22 protein-coding genes are annotated in these 22,313 nt (G+C 71.9%); 13 read left to right on the forward strand and 9 right to left on the reverse strand.

The annotated features are described in order from the left end of the window. Positions 1–165: 165 nt before the first annotated feature. The 3 genes from ACWEGE_RS37785 to ACWEGE_RS37795 all read right to left on the reverse strand — a co-directional run bounded on the left by ACWEGE_RS37785 (position 166) and on the right by ACWEGE_RS37795 (position 3,948). On the reverse strand, positions 166–1,128 hold the full coding sequence (locus ACWEGE_RS37785; protein ID WP_449665284.1) for a serine hydrolase: 963 nt from the start codon (positions 1,126–1,128) through the stop codon (positions 166–168). A gap of 74 nt (positions 1,129–1,202) precedes the next feature. Beyond that, positions 1,203–2,531 (reverse strand): carboxyl transferase domain-containing protein, encoded by a 1,329-nt coding sequence (locus ACWEGE_RS37790; protein WP_449665285.1) that lies wholly within the window; start codon positions 2,529–2,531, stop codon positions 1,203–1,205. Beyond that, the gene (locus ACWEGE_RS37795) at positions 2,524–3,948 is read right to left on the reverse strand and encodes an acyl-CoA synthetase (RefSeq protein ID WP_449665286.1); all 1,425 of its coding nucleotides are present in this window, start codon (positions 3,946–3,948) and stop codon (positions 2,524–2,526) included. The genes ACWEGE_RS37790 and ACWEGE_RS37795 overlap by 8 nt, the downstream gene beginning before the upstream one ends. A 99-nt stretch (positions 3,949–4,047) precedes the next feature. Between ACWEGE_RS37795 and tsaB the strand changes: the two genes are divergently transcribed. From tsaB to tsaD, 3 genes are read left to right on the forward strand one after another with little or no spacing between them, the layout of a single operon-like run. Continuing rightward, a complete protein-coding gene (gene tsaB, locus ACWEGE_RS37800) occupies positions 4,048–4,713 on the forward strand; it encodes a tRNA (adenosine(37)-N6)-threonylcarbamoyltransferase complex dimerization subunit type 1 TsaB (RefSeq protein ID WP_449665361.1) in 666 nt (221 codons plus the stop codon). After that, positions 4,710–5,189: a ribosomal protein S18-alanine N-acetyltransferase gene (gene rimI / locus ACWEGE_RS37805; RefSeq protein ID WP_086845939.1), complete on the forward strand. Its 480-nt coding sequence runs from the start codon at positions 4,710–4,712 to the stop codon at positions 5,187–5,189. The genes tsaB and rimI overlap by 4 nt, the downstream gene beginning before the upstream one ends. After that, on the forward strand, positions 5,189–6,235 hold the full coding sequence (gene tsaD / locus ACWEGE_RS37810) for a tRNA (adenosine(37)-N6)-threonylcarbamoyltransferase complex transferase subunit TsaD (RefSeq protein ID WP_449665287.1): 1,047 nt from the start codon (positions 5,189–5,191) through the stop codon (positions 6,233–6,235). Before rimI ends, tsaD begins: the two co-directional genes overlap by 1 nt. Before the next feature lie 12 nt (positions 6,236–6,247). Here the strand turns inward: tsaD and wecB are convergent, their stop codons facing one another. The 3 genes from wecB to ACWEGE_RS37825 form a co-directional block, all read right to left on the reverse strand. Next, positions 6,248–7,393, reverse strand: a complete 1,146-nt coding sequence (wecB, locus tag ACWEGE_RS37815; RefSeq protein WP_449665288.1) for a non-hydrolyzing UDP-N-acetylglucosamine 2-epimerase — start codon at positions 7,391–7,393, stop codon at positions 6,248–6,250. A gap of 104 nt (positions 7,394–7,497) precedes the next feature. Then, positions 7,498–7,677, reverse strand: coding sequence for an LPXTG cell wall anchor domain-containing protein (locus ACWEGE_RS37820; RefSeq protein ID WP_387055713.1), 180 nt, complete (start codon positions 7,675–7,677; stop codon positions 7,498–7,500). A gap of 11 nt (positions 7,678–7,688) precedes the next feature. Beyond that, a complete protein-coding gene (locus tag ACWEGE_RS37825; RefSeq protein ID WP_449665289.1) occupies positions 7,689–8,456 on the reverse strand; it encodes a choice-of-anchor P family protein in 768 nt (255 codons plus the stop codon). A gap of 363 nt (positions 8,457–8,819) precedes the next feature. Between ACWEGE_RS37825 and xrtP the strand changes: the two genes are divergently transcribed. Beyond that, a complete protein-coding gene (gene xrtP, locus ACWEGE_RS37830; protein ID WP_449665362.1) occupies positions 8,820–9,329 on the forward strand; it encodes an exosortase P in 510 nt (169 codons plus the stop codon). After that, a complete protein-coding gene (locus tag ACWEGE_RS37835; protein WP_449665290.1) occupies positions 9,326–10,702 on the forward strand; it encodes a glycosyltransferase family 2 protein in 1,377 nt (458 codons plus the stop codon). Before xrtP ends, ACWEGE_RS37835 begins: the two co-directional genes overlap by 4 nt. Positions 10,703–10,724: 22 nt before the next feature. On the opposite strand, the gene ACWEGE_RS37840 is transcribed toward ACWEGE_RS37835, so the two are convergent. Next, positions 10,725–12,587: an N-acetylmuramoyl-L-alanine amidase gene (locus tag ACWEGE_RS37840; RefSeq protein WP_449665291.1), complete on the reverse strand. Its 1,863-nt coding sequence runs from the start codon at positions 12,585–12,587 to the stop codon at positions 10,725–10,727. A gap of 327 nt (positions 12,588–12,914) precedes the next feature. Here ACWEGE_RS37840 and groES point away from each other — a divergent pair, with 327 nt between their 5' ends. Both groES and groL read left to right on the forward strand, forming a co-directional pair. Further along, positions 12,915–13,208: a co-chaperone GroES gene (gene groES / locus ACWEGE_RS37845; protein ID WP_004559922.1), complete on the forward strand. Its 294-nt coding sequence runs from the start codon at positions 12,915–12,917 to the stop codon at positions 13,206–13,208. A 97-nt stretch (positions 13,209–13,305) separates the two neighbouring features. Continuing rightward, complete coding sequence (groL, locus tag ACWEGE_RS37850) at positions 13,306–14,919, forward strand: chaperonin GroEL (protein WP_176173225.1); 1,614 nt, start codon at positions 13,306–13,308, stop codon at positions 14,917–14,919. A gap of 124 nt (positions 14,920–15,043) precedes the next feature. On the opposite strand, the gene ACWEGE_RS37855 is transcribed toward groL, so the two are convergent. Further along, positions 15,044–15,346: a WhiB family transcriptional regulator gene (locus ACWEGE_RS37855; protein ID WP_033261506.1), complete on the reverse strand. Its 303-nt coding sequence runs from the start codon at positions 15,344–15,346 to the stop codon at positions 15,044–15,046. A gap of 248 nt (positions 15,347–15,594) precedes the next feature. Here ACWEGE_RS37855 and ACWEGE_RS37860 point away from each other — a divergent pair, with 248 nt between their 5' ends. The 5 genes from ACWEGE_RS37860 to ACWEGE_RS37880 all read left to right on the forward strand — a co-directional run bounded on the left by ACWEGE_RS37860 (position 15,595) and on the right by ACWEGE_RS37880 (position 19,876). After that, entirely contained in the window at positions 15,595–16,500 is a 906-nt protein-coding gene (locus ACWEGE_RS37860; protein WP_449665363.1) for a MerR family transcriptional regulator, read from the forward strand. Positions 16,501–16,542: 42 nt separating this feature from the next. Continuing rightward, complete coding sequence (locus tag ACWEGE_RS37865; RefSeq protein WP_449665292.1) at positions 16,543–17,604, forward strand: hypothetical protein; 1,062 nt, start codon at positions 16,543–16,545, stop codon at positions 17,602–17,604. 131 nt (positions 17,605–17,735) lie between these two features. Next, positions 17,736–18,287 carry a response regulator gene (locus ACWEGE_RS37870; RefSeq protein ID WP_449665293.1) on the forward strand — a complete coding sequence of 184 codons (552 nt, stop codon included), beginning with the start codon at positions 17,736–17,738 and terminating at the stop codon, positions 18,285–18,287. Between the two features lie 80 nt (positions 18,288–18,367). Then, a complete protein-coding gene (gene shbA / locus ACWEGE_RS37875) occupies positions 18,368–18,886 on the forward strand; it encodes an RNA polymerase sigma factor ShbA (protein WP_449665364.1) in 519 nt (172 codons plus the stop codon). A 54-nt stretch (positions 18,887–18,940) separates the two neighbouring features. Beyond that, positions 18,941–19,876 carry an anti-sigma-D factor RsdA gene (locus ACWEGE_RS37880; RefSeq protein WP_449665294.1) on the forward strand — a complete coding sequence of 312 codons (936 nt, stop codon included), beginning with the start codon at positions 18,941–18,943 and terminating at the stop codon, positions 19,874–19,876. A 200-nt stretch (positions 19,877–20,076) separates the two neighbouring features. Here ACWEGE_RS37880 and ACWEGE_RS37885 read toward each other — a convergent pair whose 3' ends face one another. Next, positions 20,077–20,472, reverse strand: coding sequence for a DUF5319 domain-containing protein (locus tag ACWEGE_RS37885; protein WP_003073549.1), 396 nt, complete (start codon positions 20,470–20,472; stop codon positions 20,077–20,079). Positions 20,473–20,607: 135 nt separating this feature from the next. On the opposite strand from ACWEGE_RS37885, the gene guaB reads away from it, so the two are divergent. Continuing rightward, on the forward strand, positions 20,608–22,119 hold the full coding sequence (guaB, locus tag ACWEGE_RS37890) for an IMP dehydrogenase (protein WP_449665295.1): 1,512 nt from the start codon (positions 20,608–20,610) through the stop codon (positions 22,117–22,119). Positions 22,120–22,313: the final 194 nt, after the last annotated feature.

A 22,313-nucleotide genomic window follows, 5' to 3' on the forward strand; every position in this document is an offset into this window, starting at 1 on the left:
CCCGGGGGGGGGGGGGGGTTTTTTGGGGCTCCCCGCTTTCCCCCCCCCCCCCCCACCGGCCGTGTGCCGGCTTCGGATCGGGGTGGGGGAGGTCTGGGTGGGGTGCGGGTCCGGTCGTTCGCCTACCGGTCGGGTGAGGCGACCGCACTCCGTCCGCAGCCGCTCTCAGCCGCCGTTGTACTGCTGGTAGGCCGGGGCCCGGAACGCCCTTGCGCCGACGCCGCCGATCTTGTCGACCGCGCGCAGGAACTTCGGCCCCATCTTCGCCGCGGCCTGCCGGACCGGGTGGGTGGCTCCGAAGTCCTCCGGGTTCGCCTGGCCGTGGGCGAACATCGAGTAGATCAACACCGGCTTGCCCGCCGCGTCGAACATGATGCCCGCCTCGTTGCGGCCGTCGTTCAGCCAGCCCGCCTTCGTGGCGATCCTCGCCCGGTCGATGGACGACATCTCGCGGCGGATGCCGTCGGTGAACGCCACCTGCGACCGGAGGATGGACAGCAGGTACTCCGTCGACGCCGGGCTCAGCAGGGTGCCCGCGACCAGTGCCTGCAGCAGGTCGTGGGTCTCGCGCGGAGTGGTCTGGCCGAGGAAGTAGCGGTTCGGGTTGGCCACCGGCGTGACCTGGGTCTTGGGGAAGCCCTTGGCCACCAGGATCTGGTTGATCTCGGCCGCCGGGACCACCAGCCCCACCAGCCGGACGCACGTGTCGTCCGAAACGGTCAGGAACAGCGACAGGACGTGCCCCAGCGTGAACGCGCTCGGGTACGCCTTGTCCAGGATGATGATGCCGTCGCCACCCGGCACGACGATGCTCGCCGGCACCTGGACCTGCTGGTCCAGCGTGAGCAGGCCGCGGTCGATCTTGTCCATCAAGGTGACCGCGACGGCCACCTTGTTGACGCTGTACGCCTCCACGACCTCATCGGACGCCACGTCGACGGCCACTTCGCCGGCCACGCTGAGGTAGGAGTTCCAGGTGCCGCCTGCCTCAGCGGCCGCGCTGTCGTAGACGCGCTTCACCCGCTGCCTGGCCCGGTCCGGTGTGGCCGGGCCGGCCTCGATGTCTGCTTCCTGCGCGTCCGCGGGAGAGCCGGCCAGAATGCTTCCAGCGACGGCGGCGGTCCCCAAGCCGAACGCTGCTCGTCTGTTGAGTCGATACCCCATCGCAAGATCCAACCACGGATGGGCCCACCGGAGGCCGGTTATCGCTCAGGACCCACCACCGCCCGTGCGACGCCCAGCTCCACCAGGTCCTGGGGCCGCAGGTGCAGCTGGTTGGCGATGTCCGGCACCTCGGACGCCGGGCGCTTGAGGATCGCCGCCGCGGCTTCCGGGGACGTCACCGAGAAGTACGCGTCCGGGGCCACCCACGTCGAGCCCGCCGCCGCGAACGCCAGCGCCCCGCCCGAGCCGCCCTCGCCGATCACCAGGGTCGTCACCGGGACCGAGGCCGTCGCCACCGCCTCGAACAGCTCCGCGATCGCGCCACCCGCACCGGCCTGCTCGGCCGCCGCGTCGTTCGCCGCGCCCGGGGTGTCGACCAGGGTCAGCACCGGGATGGCCAGGCGGGAGGCCAGCCGCACCAGCCGGGCCGCCGTCCGGAAGCCCGAGGGCAACGTCGGCGTGCCGCACTGGGCCGCGTACGCGATCGTCCGGCCGTCGCGCCAGCCGAAGCCGCACGCGACACCCGGGTCCGCGCCGCCCACGCGGTCGCCGCTGATGTCCTGCCGCCAGTCGAAGTAGGCGTCGAGGTACTCCGCCGCCCGGGCTCGCTCCGGTGAACGCGCGGCCTGAACCGCCTCCCAGCCCGTCGAAGGCAGCGACGCGGCCCGCAGCGCGAACGGCGGGGGCGCCGCGGCCGACGAACGCGCGGTCAGCAGCCGCAGCCACCGCTCCAAGACCCCGCCGAGTTCCTCCGGCGTGACGACGGCGTCGACCTGGCCCCAGCCGAGGTGCGCCTCGGCGGTGTACGCCTCCGGCGAGCCCGGCGGCCGCACCCGCGAGCCCGCGAAGCCGACCTGCGCTTCCGGCAACGCGAGGACGACGTCGGCGCCCGCGCCGAGCGTCGCCCAGCCGCCGCCGGTCGTCGGGTCGCGCAGCACCGAGATCTGCGGGATGCCCACCGACCGCGTCAACGCCGAAGCCCGCGCCACCCGCTGCAGCTGCATCAACGCGCGCATGCCCTGCTGCATGCGGCTGCCGCCGGTGGCGATCAGCGACACCACCGGCAGCCGCGCGTCGCGGGCGTGCGCGAACGCCGCCTCGATCCGGTCGCCGGTGCGCTGCCCGAGCGAGCCGCCGAGGAACCCGAACTCGAAGGCGATCAGCACCGCTTCGACGTCGCCGATCTTCGCCGTCCCGCAGACGACCGACTCCTTCTCGCCGGTGCGTTCTTCCGCCGCGGCGCGGGCGGCGCGGTAGCCCGGCCAGCCGATCGGGCCGTCGGCGGGCTCCTCGCGCAGCGGGGTGGTGAACTCCGTGAAGCCGTTGGCGATCGCGCCGACGATCTCGCGCGCCGGCAGCCTAGGCACCGAGCGCCCGCTTCATGACCTTGCCCATGTCGTTGCGCGGCAACGCATCCAGGTAGCGGACCACCCGCGGGCGCTTGTGCGGGGCGAGCAGTTTCGCGACGTGGCCGGCGAGTTCTTCGGCGGCCGGTGGCTCGCCCGACGGCACGATCCACGCGACGATCCGCTCGCCGAGGTCGTCGTCCGGTTCGCCGGTGACGGCCGCTTCGGCGACGCCGGGGTGTTCGAGCAGCGCGTTCTCGATCTCGCCCGCGCCGATCTTGTAGCCGCCGCTCTTGATCAGGTCCGTCGCCTTGCGCCCGACGATCTTCACGTACCCGTCGGCGTCCCGGGTGGCCATGTCGCCGGTGCGGAACCAGCCGCCGTCGAACGCGGCCGCGGTCGCGTCCGGCCGGTTGAGGTACCCGGTGAACAGGTTCGGGCCGCGGACCTGGATCTCGCCGACGGTCTCGACGTCGTCGACCACCTCGCCGGCGTCGCCGACCAGCCGCAGTTCGACGCCCCGCAGCGGGACGCCGACCGTGCCGGGCTTGCGCTCGCCGTCCGCGCGGACGCTGGTGTTCATCAGCGTCTCGGTCATGCCGTAGCGCTCGACCACCTGCTGGCCGGTCGCCGCGGTGATCCGCTGGTGGTCGTGCACCGGCAGCGCCGCGGACCCGGAAACCAGGAGCCGCGCTTTCCGGAGCGCCTCGGCCAGCGCGTTGTCGGAGCCGACTTCGCCGGCGATCCGGTGGTACATCGTCGGGACGCCGAACAGCATCGTGGCGCCGTTCGCCAGTTCCCGTGCGACGCCCTCGGTCGAGAACCGGCCGAGGTGGCGCACCGAACCGCCGCGGCGCAGCGGGCCGAGGATGCCGAGGATCAGGCCGTGCACGTGGAACAGCGGCAGCGCGTGCACCAGCGTGTCCGCGTCGGTCCAGCCCCAGGCGTCCTCCAGCGCGTCCAGCGTGGTCGCGAGCGCGCGGCGGGGGAGCACGACGCCCTTGGGCGGGCCGGTGGTGCCCGAGGTGTAGACGATCAGCGCGGGCGACTCGGCGTCCGGTTCCTCCGGGATCGGCGCTTTCCCGCCGGTCAGCGGGATGTCCCGGCGCGGCAGCGCGGCCAGGCCCGCGGGCAGCTCGGCGCCGGGCTCGGCCAGGACGAGCGCGGGTTCGCTGTCGGCGAGGATGTGGGCGAGCTCGCGTTCGCCGATCTTCGGGTTGAGCGGCACCGCCGGCACCCCGGCGAGCAGCGCGGCGACGACGGCGACGCTGGTGTGCACGGTCGGCGTCGCCCACACCGCCACCCGGCCGGGCGGCAGGTCGCGGGCGAGCCCGCCGGCGACGGCGGCGAGGTCGTCGTAGGTCAGGACGTGGTCGCCGAAGCGCAGGGCTTCTTTGGCGGCGCCGGCGACGAGCGTGGGGAACAAGGGGTCGGGCACCGCGGGGACCTCCCAGTGTCGGACTCGATCAGCACGTTACCGCGCGGATCGGTCCCCTGCAGCAAGCAGGCGAAGGCGCTGGTCGTAGGCTGGGACACCGTGTTGGTACTGGCGATCGATACCTCGACCCCGGCGGTGACCGCGGGCGTCGTCGCGCTGGACGGCGGCTTGGTCGAGACGCGCGGGGAGCGCGTCACGGTCGACCCCCGCGCCCACGGGGAACTCATCACGCCGCACGCGCTGGCCGCCGCCGAAGCCGCGGGCGTGACCCTCAAGGACCTCGACGCCATCGTCGCCGGCGTCGGCCCCGGGCCGTTCACCGGCCTGCGCGCCGGGATGGCCACCGCCGCCGCGTTCGGCCACGCCCTCGGCATCCCGGTGTACCCGGTCTGCAGCCTCGACGCGCTGGCCGCCGACGTCGTCCAGGGCGATGCCGCCTTCCTCGTGCTCACCGACGCCCGGCGCCGCGAGGTCTACTGGGCCGCCTACGACGCCGAGGGCCGCCGCACCGACGGCCCGCACGTCCAGCGCCCCGCCGACGTCGAGACCGACGTCAAGGTGGCGGCCGGCGACGGCGCGCTGCTCTACGCCGACGCGCTCGGCGTCCGGCCGGTCGAGCCGCGCTTCCCGTCGCCCGCCGGGCTGGTGAAGGTGGCTCGCGATGCGCTGCTGGGGAAGGAACCACCGGCCCCGCTGACGCCGCTGTACCTGCGTCGTCCGGACGCCGCCGAGCCCGCGGCGCCGAAACGGGTGACCGCTTCGTGAGACTCGAGCCGCTGCGCCGCATGGACATCGCCCGGTGCGTGGAGATCGAGAAGATCCTGTTCCCCGGCGACGACCCGTGGAGCGCCCGCGCCTTCCACTCGGAACTCGACGCGGGCAACTTCTACCTCGCCGCGCGCCCGGACGAGGGCGACGAGCTGCTCGGCTACGCCGGGCTGGCCGTCGTCGGCCGCCGCCGCGGCGAGTACGAGGCGACCGTGCACACCATCGGCGTCGCACCCGAACACCAGGGCCAGGGCATCGGCAAGGCGCTGCTGCAGGCGCTGCTGGTGCGGGCCGACGAGTTCGAGGCACCGGTGTTCCTCGAGGTCCGCACGGACAACACGACCGCGCTCGCCCTGTACGAGCGCCACGGCTTCGAACGGCTCGGCATCCGGAAGCGCTACTACCAGCCTTCCGGTGCCGACGCGTACACGATGGTCCGCCCGGCGCGGACGCGAGACGGGGTGGCGGGCTGATGGCACGCATCATCATGGGTATCGAGAGCTCGTGCGACGAGACCGGCGTCGGGCTGGTTCGCCTGCACGACGACGGCACGGTCGAGCTGCTGGCCGACGAGGTCGCGTCCAGCGTCGAGCAGCATGCCCGGTTCGGTGGCGTGGTGCCCGAGGTCGCCAGCCGGGCGCACCTGGAAGCGATGGTGCCGACGACCGAGCGGGCGTTCGCCACGGCCGGGCTCTCGATGTCCGATGTGGACGCGATCGCCGTGACGGCGGGGCCGGGGCTGGCGGGGGCGCTGCTGGTGGGCGTCTCGGCTGCCAAGGCGTACGCGACTGCTTTGGACGTGCCGCTGTACGGGGTCAACCACCTGGCCGGGCACATCGCCGTGGACACGCTGCAGCACGGGCCGTTGCCGACGCCGTGCCTGGCGTTGCTGGTTTCGGGTGGGCACACGCAGCTGCTGCGCGTGGACGACATCGCGTCGTCGATCACGGAGCTGGGGTCCACTGTGGACGACGCGGCGGGCGAGGCCTACGACAAGGTGGCTCGGGTGCTCGGGCTGCCGTATCCGGGTGGGCCGCCGATCGACAAGGCGGCCAAGAACGGGGATCCGGCGGCGATCGCTTTCCCCCGTGGCATGACGGGGCCGCGTGACGCTGCGTTCGACTTCTCCTTCTCGGGCTTGAAGACAGCGGTGGCTCGGTGGGTCGAGGGGGCTGCTCGGCGCGGTGAAGAGATTCCGGTGGATGACGTCGCCGCGTCGTTCCAGGAGGCTGTCGCGGACGTGCTGACGGCCAAGGCGATCCGGGCGGCGAAGGAGCAGGGGATCGACACGATGGTGATCTCCGGCGGCGTGGCCGCGAACTCCCGGTTGAAGGAGCTGGCGGCCGAGCGTTGCGCCGCTGCCGGGATCGAGCTGCGAGTTCCCCGGCCTCGGTTGTGCACGGACAACGGCGCGATGATCGCGGCGCTGGGGGCGCACGTGGTGGCGGGTAAGCGCCCGACGGCGCCGTTGGACTTCAGCGCGAACCCGGCGTTGCCGGTGAATGTGGTTTCTCTCTAGCTGCTGCTGGGGTTACGAAGCTGCTGCCGGGGTTGCCGTTCGGACCTCGAGCAGTTCTTCGATCGCTGCGATTGCCAGGGCTGCCGCGTTTCCTTCGCCGTACGGGTTCCCTACGTGGGCCGGCCTCAGCTCGCCGCTCAGCAGTCGTGCCGCCAGGTCCACTATTTGCTCGGTGTTCGTTCCCGCCAGCCATGCGCAGCCTGCCTCCACCACCTCCGTGCGCTCGGTGACGTCCCGCAGGACCACCACCGGGGTGCCGAAGGTCGGGGCCTCCTCCTGGATTCCGCCCGAATCCGTCAGCACCAGGGAGGCCAGCCGCAGTGCTCGGACCAGGTCCGGGTACTCCAGCGGGTCCGTCACCGTCACGCGGGGCAAGCCGCTCAGCGCCGCCTCCACCTGGGTGCGGACCTGGGGGTTCGGGTGGGCCGGGAAGAGCACCTGGACGTCCGGGTGCTCCGCCACGATCAGCTGCACCGCCGCCAACGTCCGCTCCAGGGGCTCGCCCCAGGACTCGCGGCGGTGGGACGTCACCAACACCAGGCGCTCGCCGGCCTCGGCCAGCTCCATCTCCAGCAACGCCAGTGCCGTGTCGCGGGCCGGGAGGTCGCGGGCCGCTATCTCCAGGACCGCGTCGACCACCGTGTTGCCCGTGACCGCTATCTGTTGGCGTGCCACGCCTTCCTCGCGCAACGCGGCCGCCGCGCCGAGGGTCGGGGCCAGGTGCAGGGCCGCGATGCGGGACACCATCTGGCGGGCGCCCTCCTCCGGGAACGGTGCCGCCAGGTCGTGGGTGCGCAGCCCGGCCTCCAGGTGGACCACCGGGATGCCCAGCCAGAACGCCGCCAGCGCGCCCGCGAGGGTCGTCGTCGTATCGCCCTGCACCACCAGGGCCGCCGGGGTGTGGCGGCGCAGCACGTCGTCGAGTGCGGGGAGCAGGCCCGCCGCCAGCTCGGCCTGGCCGCCGGTCACCCGCGGTGGCACCGCGAGCCACTCGTCCACCGTCAGCCCGAACGGCTCCAGCGCCTGCTCGACCATGCCCGGGTGCTGGCCGCTGTGGACCACCACCGGGCGCAGCACCGGGTGCGCCGCCAGCGCCAGGGCCAGCGGCGCGAGCTTGACGGCTTCCGGCCGCGTTCCGGCCAGCAACATCACGTCCACCCCGTGCCGCCCCTTCTCCACATCGTCCAGTTTCCAGCAAATTTCCGTCCCGCGGGGCCGCCGGCGTGCGAGGGGCGCACGCCGGCGGCCGGGGAACGCCGTCTTCAGTCCCGCGCCTGGGAAAGACGGCGGTTGCGGCGGTGGACGGCGATCAGCGCCACGGTCCCGAGCAGGACCAGGAGCACGCCCAGCGCGAGCCACCACCCGATGTCGGCGCCGGTGGCGGCGAGGGTGCCCACCCCGCCACCGGCCACGCCGACCCCGGCGCCCGGCATCTTGTACATCCGGACCTCACTCAGGCCTGAGCGGAACGGCGGCGGAAGATGCGGGTGCCGACCGGCACCGCGACGGCCCCGAGCAGGCCGAGCCCGATCCAGAGACCGGCGCCGGAGGCCAGCGGCATCGGCGGTGCGGCCGGGCCGCAGGTCGCCGACGACACGATCACGTCACCCGAGCCGAGCGCGTTCAGCCCTTCGCCGAGCAGCTTCACGTGGACGGCGTTCACCGTGAGGCTGCCGTCGGGGTTCTTGACCTGCTCGTTCAGGATGATCGTCGCCACGTTGACCGCGCCGAGGCCGACCTTGATCTGCGTGTTCGCCGCCGGGGTCGCGTCGACCGCGCCGACGCTGCCGAGGTCGGCGCCGACCAGTTTCGTGCTGCCTTCGACGCCCTTCTGGGTCGCGGTGCAGACGGCCTCGACGAGCTTGATGCCGACGTTGCCGAGTGCCGCCTTGAGCAGGGGCAGCCCGACGTCGGCGGTGCTCGCCTTCGCCGTCACCGCACCGGAATTCTCGTCCCGCTTGGCTTCGGTGTTGATCGCGCCGGCGGTGAGGATGCCCTTCAGGTCGACCTTCGCCAGGCTGCTGCTGGTCGGGCCTGCGGTGTTCGCGGCCGCGAACGGGCCCGCCTTCACCGCGTCCTGGCCGAGCAGCTTGACGTCGACCTTGACGCCGTACGCGGAGCCGTCGCCGGGAGCCGCCGAAGCGGGGGCCGCGCCGGCGAGCACGACGCTCGCCACGACCGCGGCGAGCAGTCCGCCGCGGCGCACGAGGGAGCTCTTCATCAAGTGGTCCTCCGAATTCGCTGGATTAATCGGGGGTTCTGCGTGACGGCGGCGCGGATCGAACCGGCTTGCCTCGACTCGGCACGCGGATCGACTATCGCGAAGACCGGCCGGAATAGCACACAAAATTTCCCGAATCACCGGATCGGGTAAGGCTCGTCGCCGTTTGCGCTGGTCATTTCGACATCACTCGGACGGCCTAACAAGTTCCCGGCAGGTCCAGCCGATTGGGGCGGCGTTTCCACCCCTCCGAGTGGAAAGGCGTGGCACACATGTCCTACGCTCGCCCGGGGTCCGCGCCTTGGGCGGGAAATCGACACCGAGAGGAACGTCGTGGCGGTAGCGAGCGCTCCGAACTCAGGAATGACAAGGTTTCCGCTGGTCGCGGCGCTGGGTGCGCTGGCCGCGGCGGGGGTCGTGGTGGTGCTGGCCGAGCGGTTCTACCGCGAACTGGAAGTGCGCCTCACCGGCGCGATCCTCGAGTTGTTCACTACATCGGGTGTCTATGTGGCACCCGATCGGGAATCCGTTTACTTTGGGTTGACAAGCGCTACTCCGTTCGGGTTGAGAATGACGCCGGAATGCTCTTCGGCGTTCCTTTTGCTCCCGCTGCTCGTTGTGACGATGGTCATGCTTTACTTCCGCCCGTCGAATGCGCGGCGGTTGTTCTTTTCGCTCGGCATTTCGGCGGTCGTCGTCGTACTGGTGAACCAGCTCCGCATTCTGACGATCGTCGGGCTCGTGCACTCCTTCGGCACCGACGACGGCTACTACTGGGGCCACACGCTGCTCGGCTCGATGGTGAGCGTGTTCGGCGGCGCCGTCTCGATCGTCCTGTTCGTCTGGCTCGCCACCCGGAAGAAGAAGGCATGAGCGTCAAGGTCCTGCTGGCGATCACGCAGGCGTTCGCGCTGACGATGAGCGTGGCGTTCCTCGTCTACGTCGTGGCCATCGTGGTGCCGTACCTGCGCCGCAAGCCCGGCCCGGTCGGCGACCCGGCGGAGTTCACCTGGCACTTCTTCGTGCCGTGCCGCGACGAGCAGACGGTCATCCGCGAGACCATCCGCTACCTGCGCACGACCTTCCGCCGGGCGCACGTCTGGGTCGTCGACGACGACTCCGAGGACCGCACCGCCCGCGTCGTCCGGATGCTGTGGCGGCGCCACGGCGGCTACGACCCGTACCTGCACCTGGTGCCGCGCGTGCGCCCCGAAGCGCGCACGGGCAAGGGGGACGCGCTGAACGCGGCCTACCGCGCCCTGAACGACTGGATGGGCCCGGACGCGAGCCGCGGCGACGTCGTCGTGGTGGTCGTCGACGCCGACGGCCGCCCGGCCCCGAACTGCCTGGAGGTCTGCGCGGCGGACCACCACTTCGGCGACCCGGACGTCGGCGCGGTCCAGCTCGACGTGTGGATGGGCAACGCGGGCACCCCGCCGCCGGGCCGCAACCCGGTCGGCCGGTGGTTCGGCCTGAAGCTCGCGCAGCTGCAGGACCTGGAGTTCCGCACGGCGATCGCGGCGATCCAGACGTCCCGCGGGTTCACCGGCACGATCTCGATGGGCGGCAACGGCCAGTTCACCCGGCTGACGGCGCTCGACTCGATCGCGGGCGACGCCGGGGAGCCGTGGCGCGGCTCGCTGCTGGAGGACTTCGAGCTCGGCGTCCACCTGCTCACCGCGGGGTGGCGCACCGCCTTCACCCCGGATTCCCACGTGTCGCAGGAAGGTCTGTACAGCCTGCGGCGGTTCCTCGTGCAGCGCACGCGCTGGGGCCAGGGCACCATGCAGTGCGCCCGGTACCTCCGCCGGATCTGGGATTCCCCGCACGTCAGCACGCTCGGCGCGGCGGAGATGATGTACTACCTGGCCCAGCCGTGGCTGCAGCTGCTCGGCTCGCTGCTGTACCCGATCCCGTTCGTGCTGCTGGTGATCGGCACCACGGGTGATCCGGCGCAGATGTGGACGTGGTTCACCGGCGGCGCCTGGATCCTGTTCGCCATCTACGGCTCGTTCGGGCTGCTGCCGTTCCTCGTCTGGGGCCCGATCTACCAGCTGAAGTGCTTGCGCAGCAAGAACGTCCTGCGCGGGCTGGGCATGGGGCTGGCGTATGCCGCCTACATCTACACGTTCTACGTGACGTCGTGGCGCGCGCTGTTCCGGCTCGTCCGCGGGCGCAACGGCTGGGCGAAGACCCGCCGCAACACCGAGCAGGCGTCCGGGGTGAAGGTCGCGCTCGACGCGTGAGCGCGACCTCCACCGCGGCGGGTCAGAACGCCGGCACGATCCGGACGTCGTCGGCCTTGACGAAGGCGATCCGGTGCCCGAACTGGATCTGGACGTACTTGAGCTTGCCCTTCACCACCACGTGGTCCGCCGGGTCGAAGGTGGTCGCCCAGTAGTACTCGGAGCCGACCGTGCCGCCCGAGGAGTACTTCTGGCCGGCGGCGAGGGTGTACGGCAGCGGCGTGATGGCCTGCACGGTCACGCCGGCCGGGTAGGCCTCCGGCTCGGGGTAGGCCCGGCCGTACACCGGCACCGTCGCGAGGCCCGGTTTCGGCGTCACGACCCAGCCGAACGCGGGCTTCGCCACCCGGGCGCCGCGCGGGTTGTGGAACCAGCCCTTCTGGCCGAGGTACCAGATCGCCGTCCAGTCGCCGCGGACTTCGGCGACGGCGTACCGCTGCCCGGTCGCGGCCCGGCTGCCGACGTCCGAAACGTCCATCGTGGACGGCGAGCCGTCGGTGTGCAGGCCGATGTCCTTCAGCAGCGGCGAAGCCTCACTCGGCTCCGAGTGCAGCACGACGGCTTCCGAGCCGCGCGGCGCGCACGGCGTCCCGGGGCTGTCGCAGCCGGTGAACGCGGGCTGGTTCTTCGCGAAGGCCGGGTCGATGGTGACCAGCGACGAACCGGGCAGCCCGAACCCGCCGAGCGGCGCGCCCAGCAGGTCGAAGTAGTGCGACCAGTCCCAGTAGGGCCCCGGGTCCCAGTGCATGGTCTTGATCGTCGACGGCGTCGTGCCCGGCACGTTGTCGTGGCCGATGATGTGCGCGCGGTCGAGCGGGATGTCGTACTTGCGCGCGAGGTAGCCGACGAGCTTCGCGCTCGAGCGGTACATGGCCTCGGTGTACCAGGTGCCCTTCGCGGCGAAGCCCTCGTGCTCGATGCCGACGGACTTCGCGTTGACGTACCAGTTGCCGGCGTGCCAGGCGACGTCCTTGGTCGGGACGTGCTGCGCGATCAGGCCGTCGGCCGAGCGGATGGTGTAGTGCCAGCTGACGTACGTCGGGTCCTGGGCGAGCTTGAGGACGCTGTCCCAGTAGCCCTCGGTGTCGTGGATGACGATGTGGTCGATCTTCTGGCTGTTCGGCCGGTCGGCGAGGTCGTGGTTGCCGTAGTCGTCCTTCGGCAGCTCCTGGTAGGGGGCCGGGACCGACTCGCACGTCACCCGGCGCGGGCATTCGACGCCCGGCGGGTTCGTGTCGGGGTGCTGGGGGACGACCAGGTCCGGGGTCGGGGCCAGGGTGACCAGCTGGCCGTCGTCCGTGGTCCGGGTGGTGCCGGTCTTGATCGTGTCGAAGACCTCGTCGGCGAACGTCCGGGCGGCGGCCTGGTCGGTGCTGCCGCTGTAGCGGGCCACCGCGTCGTACCAGCCGGTTTGGCCGGCGTGGTACTTCGCGAGGAGGGCCGCGCCGCCGCGGATGTTCTGCGTGGGGTCGGTGCGCAGCGTTCGTGCGTCGGTTCGGAGGAGGTGGGCGGCCTCGTCGACGGTCTGGAGCGAAGGGGGTGCCGCCGGCGGGCCGGCCTGCGGGTGCCTCGCCGGGCGGGCGTCGTCGCCTCGGGGGTCCTCGGTGCCTTCGTCGTGGTGGGTTCTCGCCGCGCCCGCTTCGCGGAGGTCGGTGAGGTGCATGGGGCCGTAGCCGGCCGAGGTGCTGGGCGTGCCGGCGTTCGTGTCCCAGCGGGACTCCAGGTAGGAGACGCCGAGGAGGACGTTCTCCGGGACGCCGAACTCTTCGGCCGCGGCGGCGAAGTCGCGTTGGCGGTGGGACGTGGTGTCGGCCTGGGCCGGGGTGGCGAGGGCGGTGAGGAGGGTGACGGCGGCCGCTACGGCCGTGGTTCTCGGGATGGACATGCGCGATGAACCCCCAGGGTGCGGGTGCCAGAGGTGAGAACCTAACCGGAAAGTCACGCCGGAGGTAAGCGGCCGACGGGTGATGCCTGGGCGCGGGTGCCGGCCTGCCACGGCGTCCCCGTGGAACCGGCAGGGGCGCAAAGAGGCCGGTCAGGGCCCGTCCGGCGGCGCTGTCCCACGTCGGGTGGACCCTCCTTGCACGACTGGCACTCACGTGGCTAGAGTGCTAAATGCACGGCCCGACAGCCCCGGCACCCGCGACGGCGGGGGTGGTAGAGCCGTAACCACATCCTGCCAACGCTTTCGACGACCGTGGAGGTCAACCCGGTGAGCGTGAACATCAAGCCGCTCGAGGACAAGATCGTCGTCCAGACGAGCGAGGCCGAGGAGACGACCGCTTCCGGCCTCGTCATCCCCGACACCGCCAAGGAGAAGCCCCAGGAGGGCAAGGTTCTGGCCGTGGGCCCGGGCCGGATCGACGACAAGGGCAACCGCGTCCCGCTCGACGTGAACGTCGGCGACGTCGTCATCTACTCCAAGTACGGCGGCACCGAGGTCAAGTACAACGGTGAGGACTACCTCATCCTGTCCGCCCGCGACGTGCTGGCCGTCATCAACTGACGTCCGCTCGCAGCGCATGACGCCCCGGGCCCCGCAGAACGCCGGGGAGCGGGGCGTTTTTGCGTCCAGAGACTCCGAAAGGTAAGCGGAACACGCTATGCCCAAGCAGATCAGTTTCGACGAGGACGCTCGTCGCGCGCTGGAGCGCGGGGTGAACAAGCTCGCCGACGCCGTCAAGGTCACCCTCGGCCCGCGTGGTCGCCACGTCGTGCTCGACAAGAAGTTCGGCGGCCCGACCATCACCCTCGACGGTGTCACCGTCGCCCGTGAGATCGAGCTCGACGACCCGTTCGAGAACCTCGGCGCGCAGCTCGCCAAGAGCGTCGCCACCAAGACCAACGACGTCGCCGGCGACGGCACCACCACCGCGACCGTGCTCGCGCAGTCGCTGGTGAAGGTCGGCCTGCGCAACGTCGCGGCCGGGGCCAACCCGACCTCGATCGGCCGTGGCATCGAGGCCGCCGCGGAGAAGGTCATCGAGGTCCTCAAGGCCAAGGCCACCCCGGTCAAGGGCCGCGAGAACATCGCCCAGGTCGGCACCGTGACCTCCCGTGACGCGAACATCGGCGCCCTGCTCGGCGAAGCCGTCGAGAAGGTCGGCGAGGACGGCGTCATCACCATCGAAGAGTCGTCGACCCTGGCGACCGAGCTGGTGATCACCGAGGGCGTCCAGTTCGACAAGGGCTTCCTCTCGGCGCACTTCGCGACCAACCCGGAGGAGCAGAAGGCGATCCTCGAGGACGCCTACGTCCTGCTGCACCGCGAGAAGATCTCGGCGCTGGCCGACCTGCTGCCGGTGCTGGAGAAGGTCGTCGAGGCCAAGAAGCCGCTGCTGATCATCGCCGAGGACGTCGACGGCGAGGCGCTGTCCACCCTCGTGGTGAACTCGCTGCGCAAGACGATCACCGCCGTCGCGGTCAAGGCGCCGTTCTTCGGCGACCGCCGCAAGGCGTTCCTGGACGACCTCGCGGTCGTCACCGGCGGCGAGGTCATCTCCGCGGAGATCGGCCGCAAGCTGTCCGACGTCGACCTCGGCGCGCTGGGCAAGGCCCGCCGGATCGTCGTCACCAAGGACGACACCACGATCGTCGACGGCGCCGGCTCCAAGGACGCCATCGCCGGGCGGGTCGCGCAGATCCGCAAGGAGATCGAGACCACCGACTCCGACTGGGACCGCGAGAAGCTGCAGGAGCGGCTCGCGAAGCTCGGCGGCGGCGTGGCGGTCATCAAGGTCGGCGCGGCCACCGAGACCGAGCTGAACGAGCGCAAGCACCGCATCGAGGACGCCGTGGCTTCGACCAAGGCGGCCGTCGAGGAGGGCATCCTGCCCGGCGGCGGTTCGGCGCTGGTGCACGCGGTCAAGGAGCTCGAGGGCGGCCTGGGCCTCACCGGTGACGAAGCCACCGGCGTCCGGATCGTGAAGGACGCGCTGACGGCGCCGCTGTTCTGGATCGCGACCAACGCGGGCCACGAGGGCGCGGTCATCGTCAACAAGGTGCAGGAGCAGGGCTGGGGCCAGGGCTTCAACGCCGCCACCGGCGAGCTGACCGACCTGCTGGCCGCCGGCATCGTCGACCCGGTCAAGGTGACCCGGTCCGCGGTGGCGAACGCCGCCTCGATCGCGCGGCTCGTGCTGACGACGGAGTCGTCGGTCGTCGAGAAGCCGGCCGAGGAAGAGCCCGCCGCGGCGGGCCACGGCCACTCGCACTGACGCAGTACCGAAGACGGGGCGGCCTCGTGCCGCCCCGTTTTTGCTGCCCTTGAACGGCACGGAGGGCGGCACCCCACCCGGTGCCGCCCTCCGATGTCTGTGTTGTGTCCAGCCCGTGGCGCGCTCAGCCGCCGGACATGCTGAGCGCGCGTTTGTCCGATTTGATGATGTGTTCCCGCTCGGACTCCGAGAGCCCGCCCCAGATGCCGTACGGCTCGTGCACCGCCAGCGCGTGGCTGCGGCACATCTCCAAGACCGGGCAGCTCAGGCAGACGGCCTTCGCTCTGGCCTCCCGCCGTGCCCGCGCCGGGCCCCGCTCGCCGTCCGGGTGAAAGAAGGACGCGCTGTCCATCCCCCGGCACGAGCCTTCGAGCTGCCAGTCCCACATGTCGGCGTTGGGTCCTGGGAGCCTGCGCGTGTCTGCCATCCTGACCGCCTCCGTCATCCGGTCGATGCCGCTAGCTGCTCTGCTGTGGTGCCGATACTCCATTCGGTGCAACGGCGGTAACGTTAGAAGCGCGCCAATAGTTGTTCAAGCGATTCGGTTCGATTCAGCCGTTAGGCATCCCCCGGATGTGTGAGCAGGGGTTTCGCCTCCGGTTGCCGACTCCGCTGGGTGCCTGGATATTGAGGCTCGTGGGAGCTGGGTCGGGCACCGAAGAACCCACCCTGCCGGTGGCCTCGGTCGCCCGCCGGCTCGGGGTCGCGCCGTCCACCCTCCGAACCTGGGACCGCCGCTACGGACTGGGGCCGAGCAGGCACACCGACGGCCGCCACCGCCGCTACGGCACCTCCGACATCGGCCGCCTCGAACTGATGCAGCGCGCCCTGCTGAGCGGCGCGTCGACGGCCGAAGCGGCGCGCTACGCCCTCGAGCAGATGCCGCGGTCCGGGCCACCGCAGCCGGCGGAGCCGTCGGCGCCCACCGACGCCGAGGCGGCCGACGACGGCCTCGAGGTCCGCTCCCGCCTCGCCCGGCGCCTGAGCACGGCGGCGCTGGCGATGGACGTCGGCGCGGTCCAGCGGATGCTCGCGGACACGATCGCCGACCTCGGCGTGCTCCCGGCGTGGACGGGTGTGATCGAGCCGGTGCTGTCGGCGCTCGGGGCGCGGTGGCGCGGCGCGAGCGCGGGGGCGGAGGTGGAGTACCTGCTGGCGGAGTGCGTGTTCGCGGCGCTGGTCCGCGCGACCCCGGTGCTCGACGAGCCCCGCAACACCCGCCCGGTCCTGCTCGGCTGCGTCCCGGACGAGCGCGACTCGATGCCGATGTACGCACTGGCGGCGTCCCTGGCCGGCCGCCGGATCGGCGCGCAGCTGTTCGGCGTGCCGCTGCCGGCCGAGGTACTGGCGGTGGCGGTCCGCCGCAGCGCGCCGGCGGCGGTGGTGCTGTGGGCCCACGGACGCGGGGTCGCGGACACCCGGCTGTTCGCCAGGGTGTCCCGTGGGCGGCAGCGCAGCCGGTTGTTCGCGTGCGGCCCCGGCTGGGACCCGGCGGGGTTGCCGGACAAGGTGGAGCTGCTGACGGACCTGCCATCGGCGGCGGACCGCATCGAGCACGTCCTGGTCGGCGGGCGACGGTAGTTCGATCATGTTTTTGTCGGTGTGAACCGCTAGAAAGGACGGGTGCACGAACCCGCCCTGAGGGCCGCCGCGTTCGGGAGCGATCCGCTGCCCGATCCCGCTGCCGTGCGCGGGGCCGGCAGTCCGCGGGAACGGCTGCTCGCCGCCATCGTCCTCGGTGCGCAGGGCCGGTACGCCGTCGCGGCCGCGCTGCTCGAACGCCTCCGGCTCGGGAGCGACCCGGTGACGGCCTCGCTCGCCGCCAGCACCCTCGCTTCCCACCGGCGGCAGCTGGGCGGGCACCGCCGGGCCCGCGCGCTCGACGGGGAGGCCTTCGCCAAGGTCGCCCACCTGGATACCAAGCCCGGCCCCGAGAGCCTCGATGCGAAGGGGGCCGCCGCGGCCGGCCGCGACCTGGCCGCTCCGGGCGCGGAGGCCGCTGCCTCCCGCCGGGGGAGCGCGACCGGCCGCGGTCCCGAGAGCGGGTCCGCCCCCGGCGCAGAAACGGCCGCCGCGCTCCTCGGGACCAAGCCCGGCCCCAACGGCCTCGAGGCGTCGGCCGCCACCGGCGGTGACCCGGATGGCCTCGACGCCGCCGGCGCGCGGGCCGACGCCTTGCTCGGCCTGGCCGCCGACAACCTCGCCCTCGGCCGCCTCGCCGCCGCGCGCAGGCTGGCCGCGCGGGCCGGCTTCGAGGGCTGCAGCTGGCGCGCCACCGTCCGCCGCGGCTGGGTCGGGGCCGAAATCGAACTCGCCGCAGGTCACGGCGCCGCCGCCGTGCCGCATGCCGAACGCGCCTGGGAAACCGCGCGAGCGCGCGGTGCGCGGCGGCACACCGTGAAATCCGGGATTGTGCTGGCCGTCGCCCTGCGCGCGGCCGGGGCTCCCGATCACCGGAAGATTTCGGACGACCTTGTCGGAAATGCAATGGCGTCGGCGGACGAAAGCGAACTCCTTTCACTTTCGTGGCCGGCGGCGCTCGTCGCCGCCGACCTGCGCCCAGGACACGCCGAGGAGTATCGATTCAGAGTGGCGCAGGTGTTGCACGCAGTGTTACGAAGCGCCGATCCTTGCGGGAGGAGGGTTGCGGGGGAATCACCATGGGTCCCCGTCCCGGGTGGTTGAGCCGTCGGAATGGGGTGTTCCGGCATCCGGGCTAAGAAACTTCAAAAAAAGCCACCGGATCGTGTCAAGGTTCGGGCTAAAGCGTCCGATAGGGGAAGAGGAATGTCACCCGGCTGCAGGAAGGAAACCCCGTGACGACGGTCTTGATCTGCGACGACCGACGCAGTGTCCGTGAAGGGCTCACCCGAGTGATGTCCGCGGTCCCTGGGGTCAGTCGCATCGACTGCGTAGCGCACGGTGACGAGCTGCTGGCCCGGTACTCCCGTCAGCCCGTCGACGTCGTGCTGGTCGGGACGCAACGCGCGGTCCCGACGGGTGTCGAAGCCACCCGGCGGCTCGTCTCGGCCAACCCCCAGGCGAACGTCATCGTCTTCGGCGCCCCGGACGACGCGGGCAGCATCGCCGCCGCGATCGCCGGCGGTGCCCGCGGCTACCTCCGCTGGGACGCGTCCCGGCCGGAGCTGGTCGCCGCGCTGGCCCACACCCTCGCGAGCACCTCGGTGCCCGCGCCCCGCCACCCCGCCCCTCCGGCGGATCTCGTACCCGCGGCCGGGCCTCGCTCGTTGAATCGGCAGCCGTGCCCGCGGGTCCGCAGGACGACCCGTATTTTCGCGGCCCCCGCCGCTGCGGCACGCCCGGGTGCACCGCGCGCGCCGGTCCGGTGGGAGCCGACGGTACGGTAGCGGTCACCGGTGCGCGGTGGAGGCGACCACGGGCCGGGTTCTTTGCTCACCTACACGTAACACTGGGACTGTTGTCTGCGATGGCCAATGTGGGGGATGGACTGGATGAGCCGGTCGCCGCTGCTGTCGAGGGAGATCCCCAGGCAGTGGAGCGGCTGCTGGCTGCTATCCGTCCACTGGTAGTGCGGTATTGCCGCGCCCGGGTTGGCAGGCAGGAGCGATCGTTCGCTTCGGCGGACGACGTTGCGCAGGAGGTGTGTCTCGCGGTGCTAACGGCATTGCCCTCGTACCGCGATCAAGGCCGCCCGTTTTTGGCCTTCGTCTACGGGATCGCCCAGCACAAGGTGGCCGACGCGCACCGCGCGGCGGCCCGCAACCGCGCCGAACCGGTGGCCGAGATCCCCGACGAGGTCGAGGGCGGGGTCGGCCCCGAGCAGCGGGCGCTGCAAGGTGAGCTGAACGAGCGGATGTCCCAGTTGTTGCAGGTGCTGCCGGACAAGCAGCGGGAGATCGTGGTGCTGCGCGTGGTCGTCGGCCTGTCGGCGGAGGAGACCGCGGACGCGGTCGGCTCCACCCCCGGCGCCGTCCGCGTCGCCTAGCACCGCGCCCTCGCGCGGCTGAGAAAGGTCCTGGCCGCGGAGGAGGTGATCTGAGTGACCGGTCACGAGAAGAGATTCGAGCCGGACGACATCTTCGGCAGTGGACTGACGGCGTCGGAGGCGGAATTCGCTGCCGACCTGTCGGCCGTACAAGCCGATGACGCACTGCTCGACGCGCTCGGCGGGTCCGACCCGGCGCTGGCCGACGGTCTCGGCGACCAGGAGCTCAACGCGTTGCTGGTGGCGTGGCGAAGAGACATCGACAGCGAGCCGCTGGCCGAGCTCGTCGACGTCGACACCGCCGTGCGCACCGTCGGCGCCGCCGCTCTCGCGAAGCGGCACGCCTCGAGCGGACGCCGCCGCAGGCTGCTCGTCCCGGTCGCCGTCGCCGCCGCCGTGCTGGCGATCGCGTTCACGGGCACCGGGCTGGCCGCGCGCTCCGCGCAACCCGGCGACACGCTGTGGGGCCTCGCCAAGGTCCTCTACTCCGACCACACCCGCTCGGTCGAGGCGGCCGCGACCGCCAAGCTCGACCTCGAGAAGGCCAACCTCGCCATCGCCGGCGGCAACCTCGACGCCGCCCGCCAAGCCCTCCAGGACGCCCAGGCCGCCCTGTCGCAGGTCACCGACGAGGAGAACCGCGACCAGCTGATGGAGCAGCACCGGCAGCTCGCCGCCCAGCTCCAGAACCCCGAGGCGCCGGTTCAGGGCCCGACCCAGACTTCGGTGCCGCCGGTTTCGCCGGGCGCGCCGACGAGCCAGGCGGCCCCGCCGGGATCGGCGTCGTCCCTGCCGGGCAGCGGCAGCGGCACCACGAGCCTCCCGGGCAGCGCGACCCCGACGCCGACCCCGCCGCCGCCGACCACGACCCCGCCGCCGACGAGCACCCCGGCGCCGCCGACCACCACGGGCGCCACCGGGAACGACCCCGGCACCCCGCGCAGCGAATCCGCCGGCGGTCAGCCGCAGGGTGTCAGCGAGACGCCGTAGCGGTAGTGACGACCCGGCAGCACGAGCTGCCGGGTGGCGTGACCCGGGCGCAGCCGGGTGCCGGGCAATCACGGACCTCCCGGGTGGCGCACCGCCGCGCGCGATGTGCCTGCCTGCCGGCCCCGATTCAGCACGTCGACCGAACACGAAAAAGCCCTGGTGAGCAAACTCACCAGGGCTTTTTCAGGTCCGCGGGCCGCTCAGTAGGCGCTTTCGTTGGCCGTGACACCGTCGGCGAAGCCGCGGCAGTAGTCCCAGCTCACGTAGTCGCCGGGGTTCGGGTCGTAGGCCGGCTCGTGCGGGCGCATCCGGCCGTCGGCCAGCAGCTGTTCCAGGCTCGCGCGCAGCAGGTGCCAGTCGTGGTAGTGGGGTTCGTCGCATTCGCCGCAGTCGACCACGATCCCCCGTACCCCGCGGGGTTCGAGGAGAGCCTGGTAGACGGCCAGATCCGAGAGATCGGCCAGCAGCTCGGTGCGTTCGGAGTCGCTGATCGGCTCGTCCAGCCGGTCCTCGGGGTCTCCGAATGCGCGGGCCGGGTCGTCCGGGTCGTCCGCGAACGGGTCTGGAGGCAGGACATCGTGCGCCACGGCCTGCACGGTACCGGGCCGCCCACCGCCCGGGGCGGGCGGGGAGCGGCGGATATCATGAGGGGAAGGCTCCGAGTCGCCAGTCGATCTTGAATCGGACACGGCGACACGCTCATCCCGCGCCAGGAAGGCCCTTCACCCGCTATGACCAGCGACGGCATCACCGCCCCCGTTCCGGCCAAGTTCGCCATGCTCGGCCTGACCTTCGACGACGTGCTGCTGCTGCCGGCCGAATCGGACGTCGTCCCGAGCGCCGTCGACACGAGCTCCCGGCTGACCCGGAACATCACCCTCGGCGTTCCGCTGGTGTCCGCGGCGATGGACACCGTCACCGAGGCGCGGATGGCCATCGCCATGGCCCGCCAGGGCGGCATCGGCGTCCTCCAGCGCAACCTGCCGATCGACGAGCAGGCCGCGGCGGTCGAGGTCGTCAAGCGGTCCGAGGCCGGCATGGTCACCGACCCGGTCACCTGCTCGCCGGACGCGACGCTGGCCGAGGTCGACGCCCTGTGCGCGAAGTTCCGCATCTCCGGCGTGCCGGTCACCGACGCGGCCGGCACGCTCGTGGGCATCATCACCAACCGCGACATGCGGTTCGAGGTCGACCACAGCCGCCCGGTGTCCGAGGTGATGACGAAGGCGCCGCTGGTCACCGCCCAGGTCGGCGTCTCCGCGGACGCCGCGCTCGGCCTGCTGCGCCGGCACAAGATCGAGAAGCTGCCGATCGTCGACGGCGCCGGCAAGCTCCGCGGCCTGATCACGGTCAAGGACTTCGTGAAGACCGAGCAGTACCCGAAGGCGACGAAGGACCCGGACGGCCGGCTCATCGTCGGCGCCGCGGTCGGCGTGGGCGTCGACGGGCACAAGCGCGCGATGACGCTCGCCGAAGCCGGCGTCGACGTGCTGATGGTCGACACCGCGCACGGCCACTCCCGCGCGGTCGTCGAGACCGTCTCGCTGCTGAAGAAGGAGCTGGGCGAGTCGGTCGACATCGTCGGCGGCAACGTCGCGACCCGGGCCGGCGCGCAGGCGCTGGTCGACGCGGGCGCGGACGGCATCAAGGTCGGCGTCGGCCCGGGCTCGATCTGCACCACCCGGATCGTGGCCGGTGTCGGCGTGCCGCAGATCTCGGCGATCTACGAAGCCGACCAGGCCGCCCGCCCGGCGGGCATCCCGGTGATCGGCGACGGCGGCATCCAGTACTCGGGCGACATCGCGAAGGCCATCGCGGCCGGCGCGTCCACGGTGATGCTGGGCAGCCTGCTCGCCGGCACCGCCGAGTCGCCGGGCGACCTGATCCTGGTCAACGGCAAGCAGTTCAAGGTCTACCGCGGCATGGGCTCGCTGGGCGCGATGCAGTCCCGCGGCCAGGGCAAGTCCTACTCGAAGGACCGCTACGCCCAGGACGACGTGCTCAACGAGGACAAGCTGGTCCCGGAGGGCATCGAGGGCCGGATCCCGTTCCGCGGGCCGCTGGCCAACGTCGTGCACCAGCTGGTCGGCGGCCTGCGCGCCGGGATGGGCTACGCGGGTGCGGAGACGATCGCGCAGCTGCAGGAGGCGCAGCTGGTCCGGATCACCGCGGCCGGGCTCAAGGAGAGCCACCCGCACGACATCACGATGACGGTGGAAGCGCCGAACTACACCACTCGCTAGGCGCCCGGGACGGTGGAAGCGCCGCTGTGACACGCACTCGCTAGGTGCCCGGGACGGTGGAAGCGCCGCTGTGACACGCACTCGCTAGGTGCCCGGGGCGGTGGAAGCGCCGCTGTGACACGCACTCGCTAGGTGCCCGGGGCGGTGGAAGCGCCGCTGTGACACGCACTCGCTAGGCGCCGGGGGCGGTGGAA

It is taken from the genome of Amycolatopsis sp. NPDC004747 (assembly GCF_053601335.1).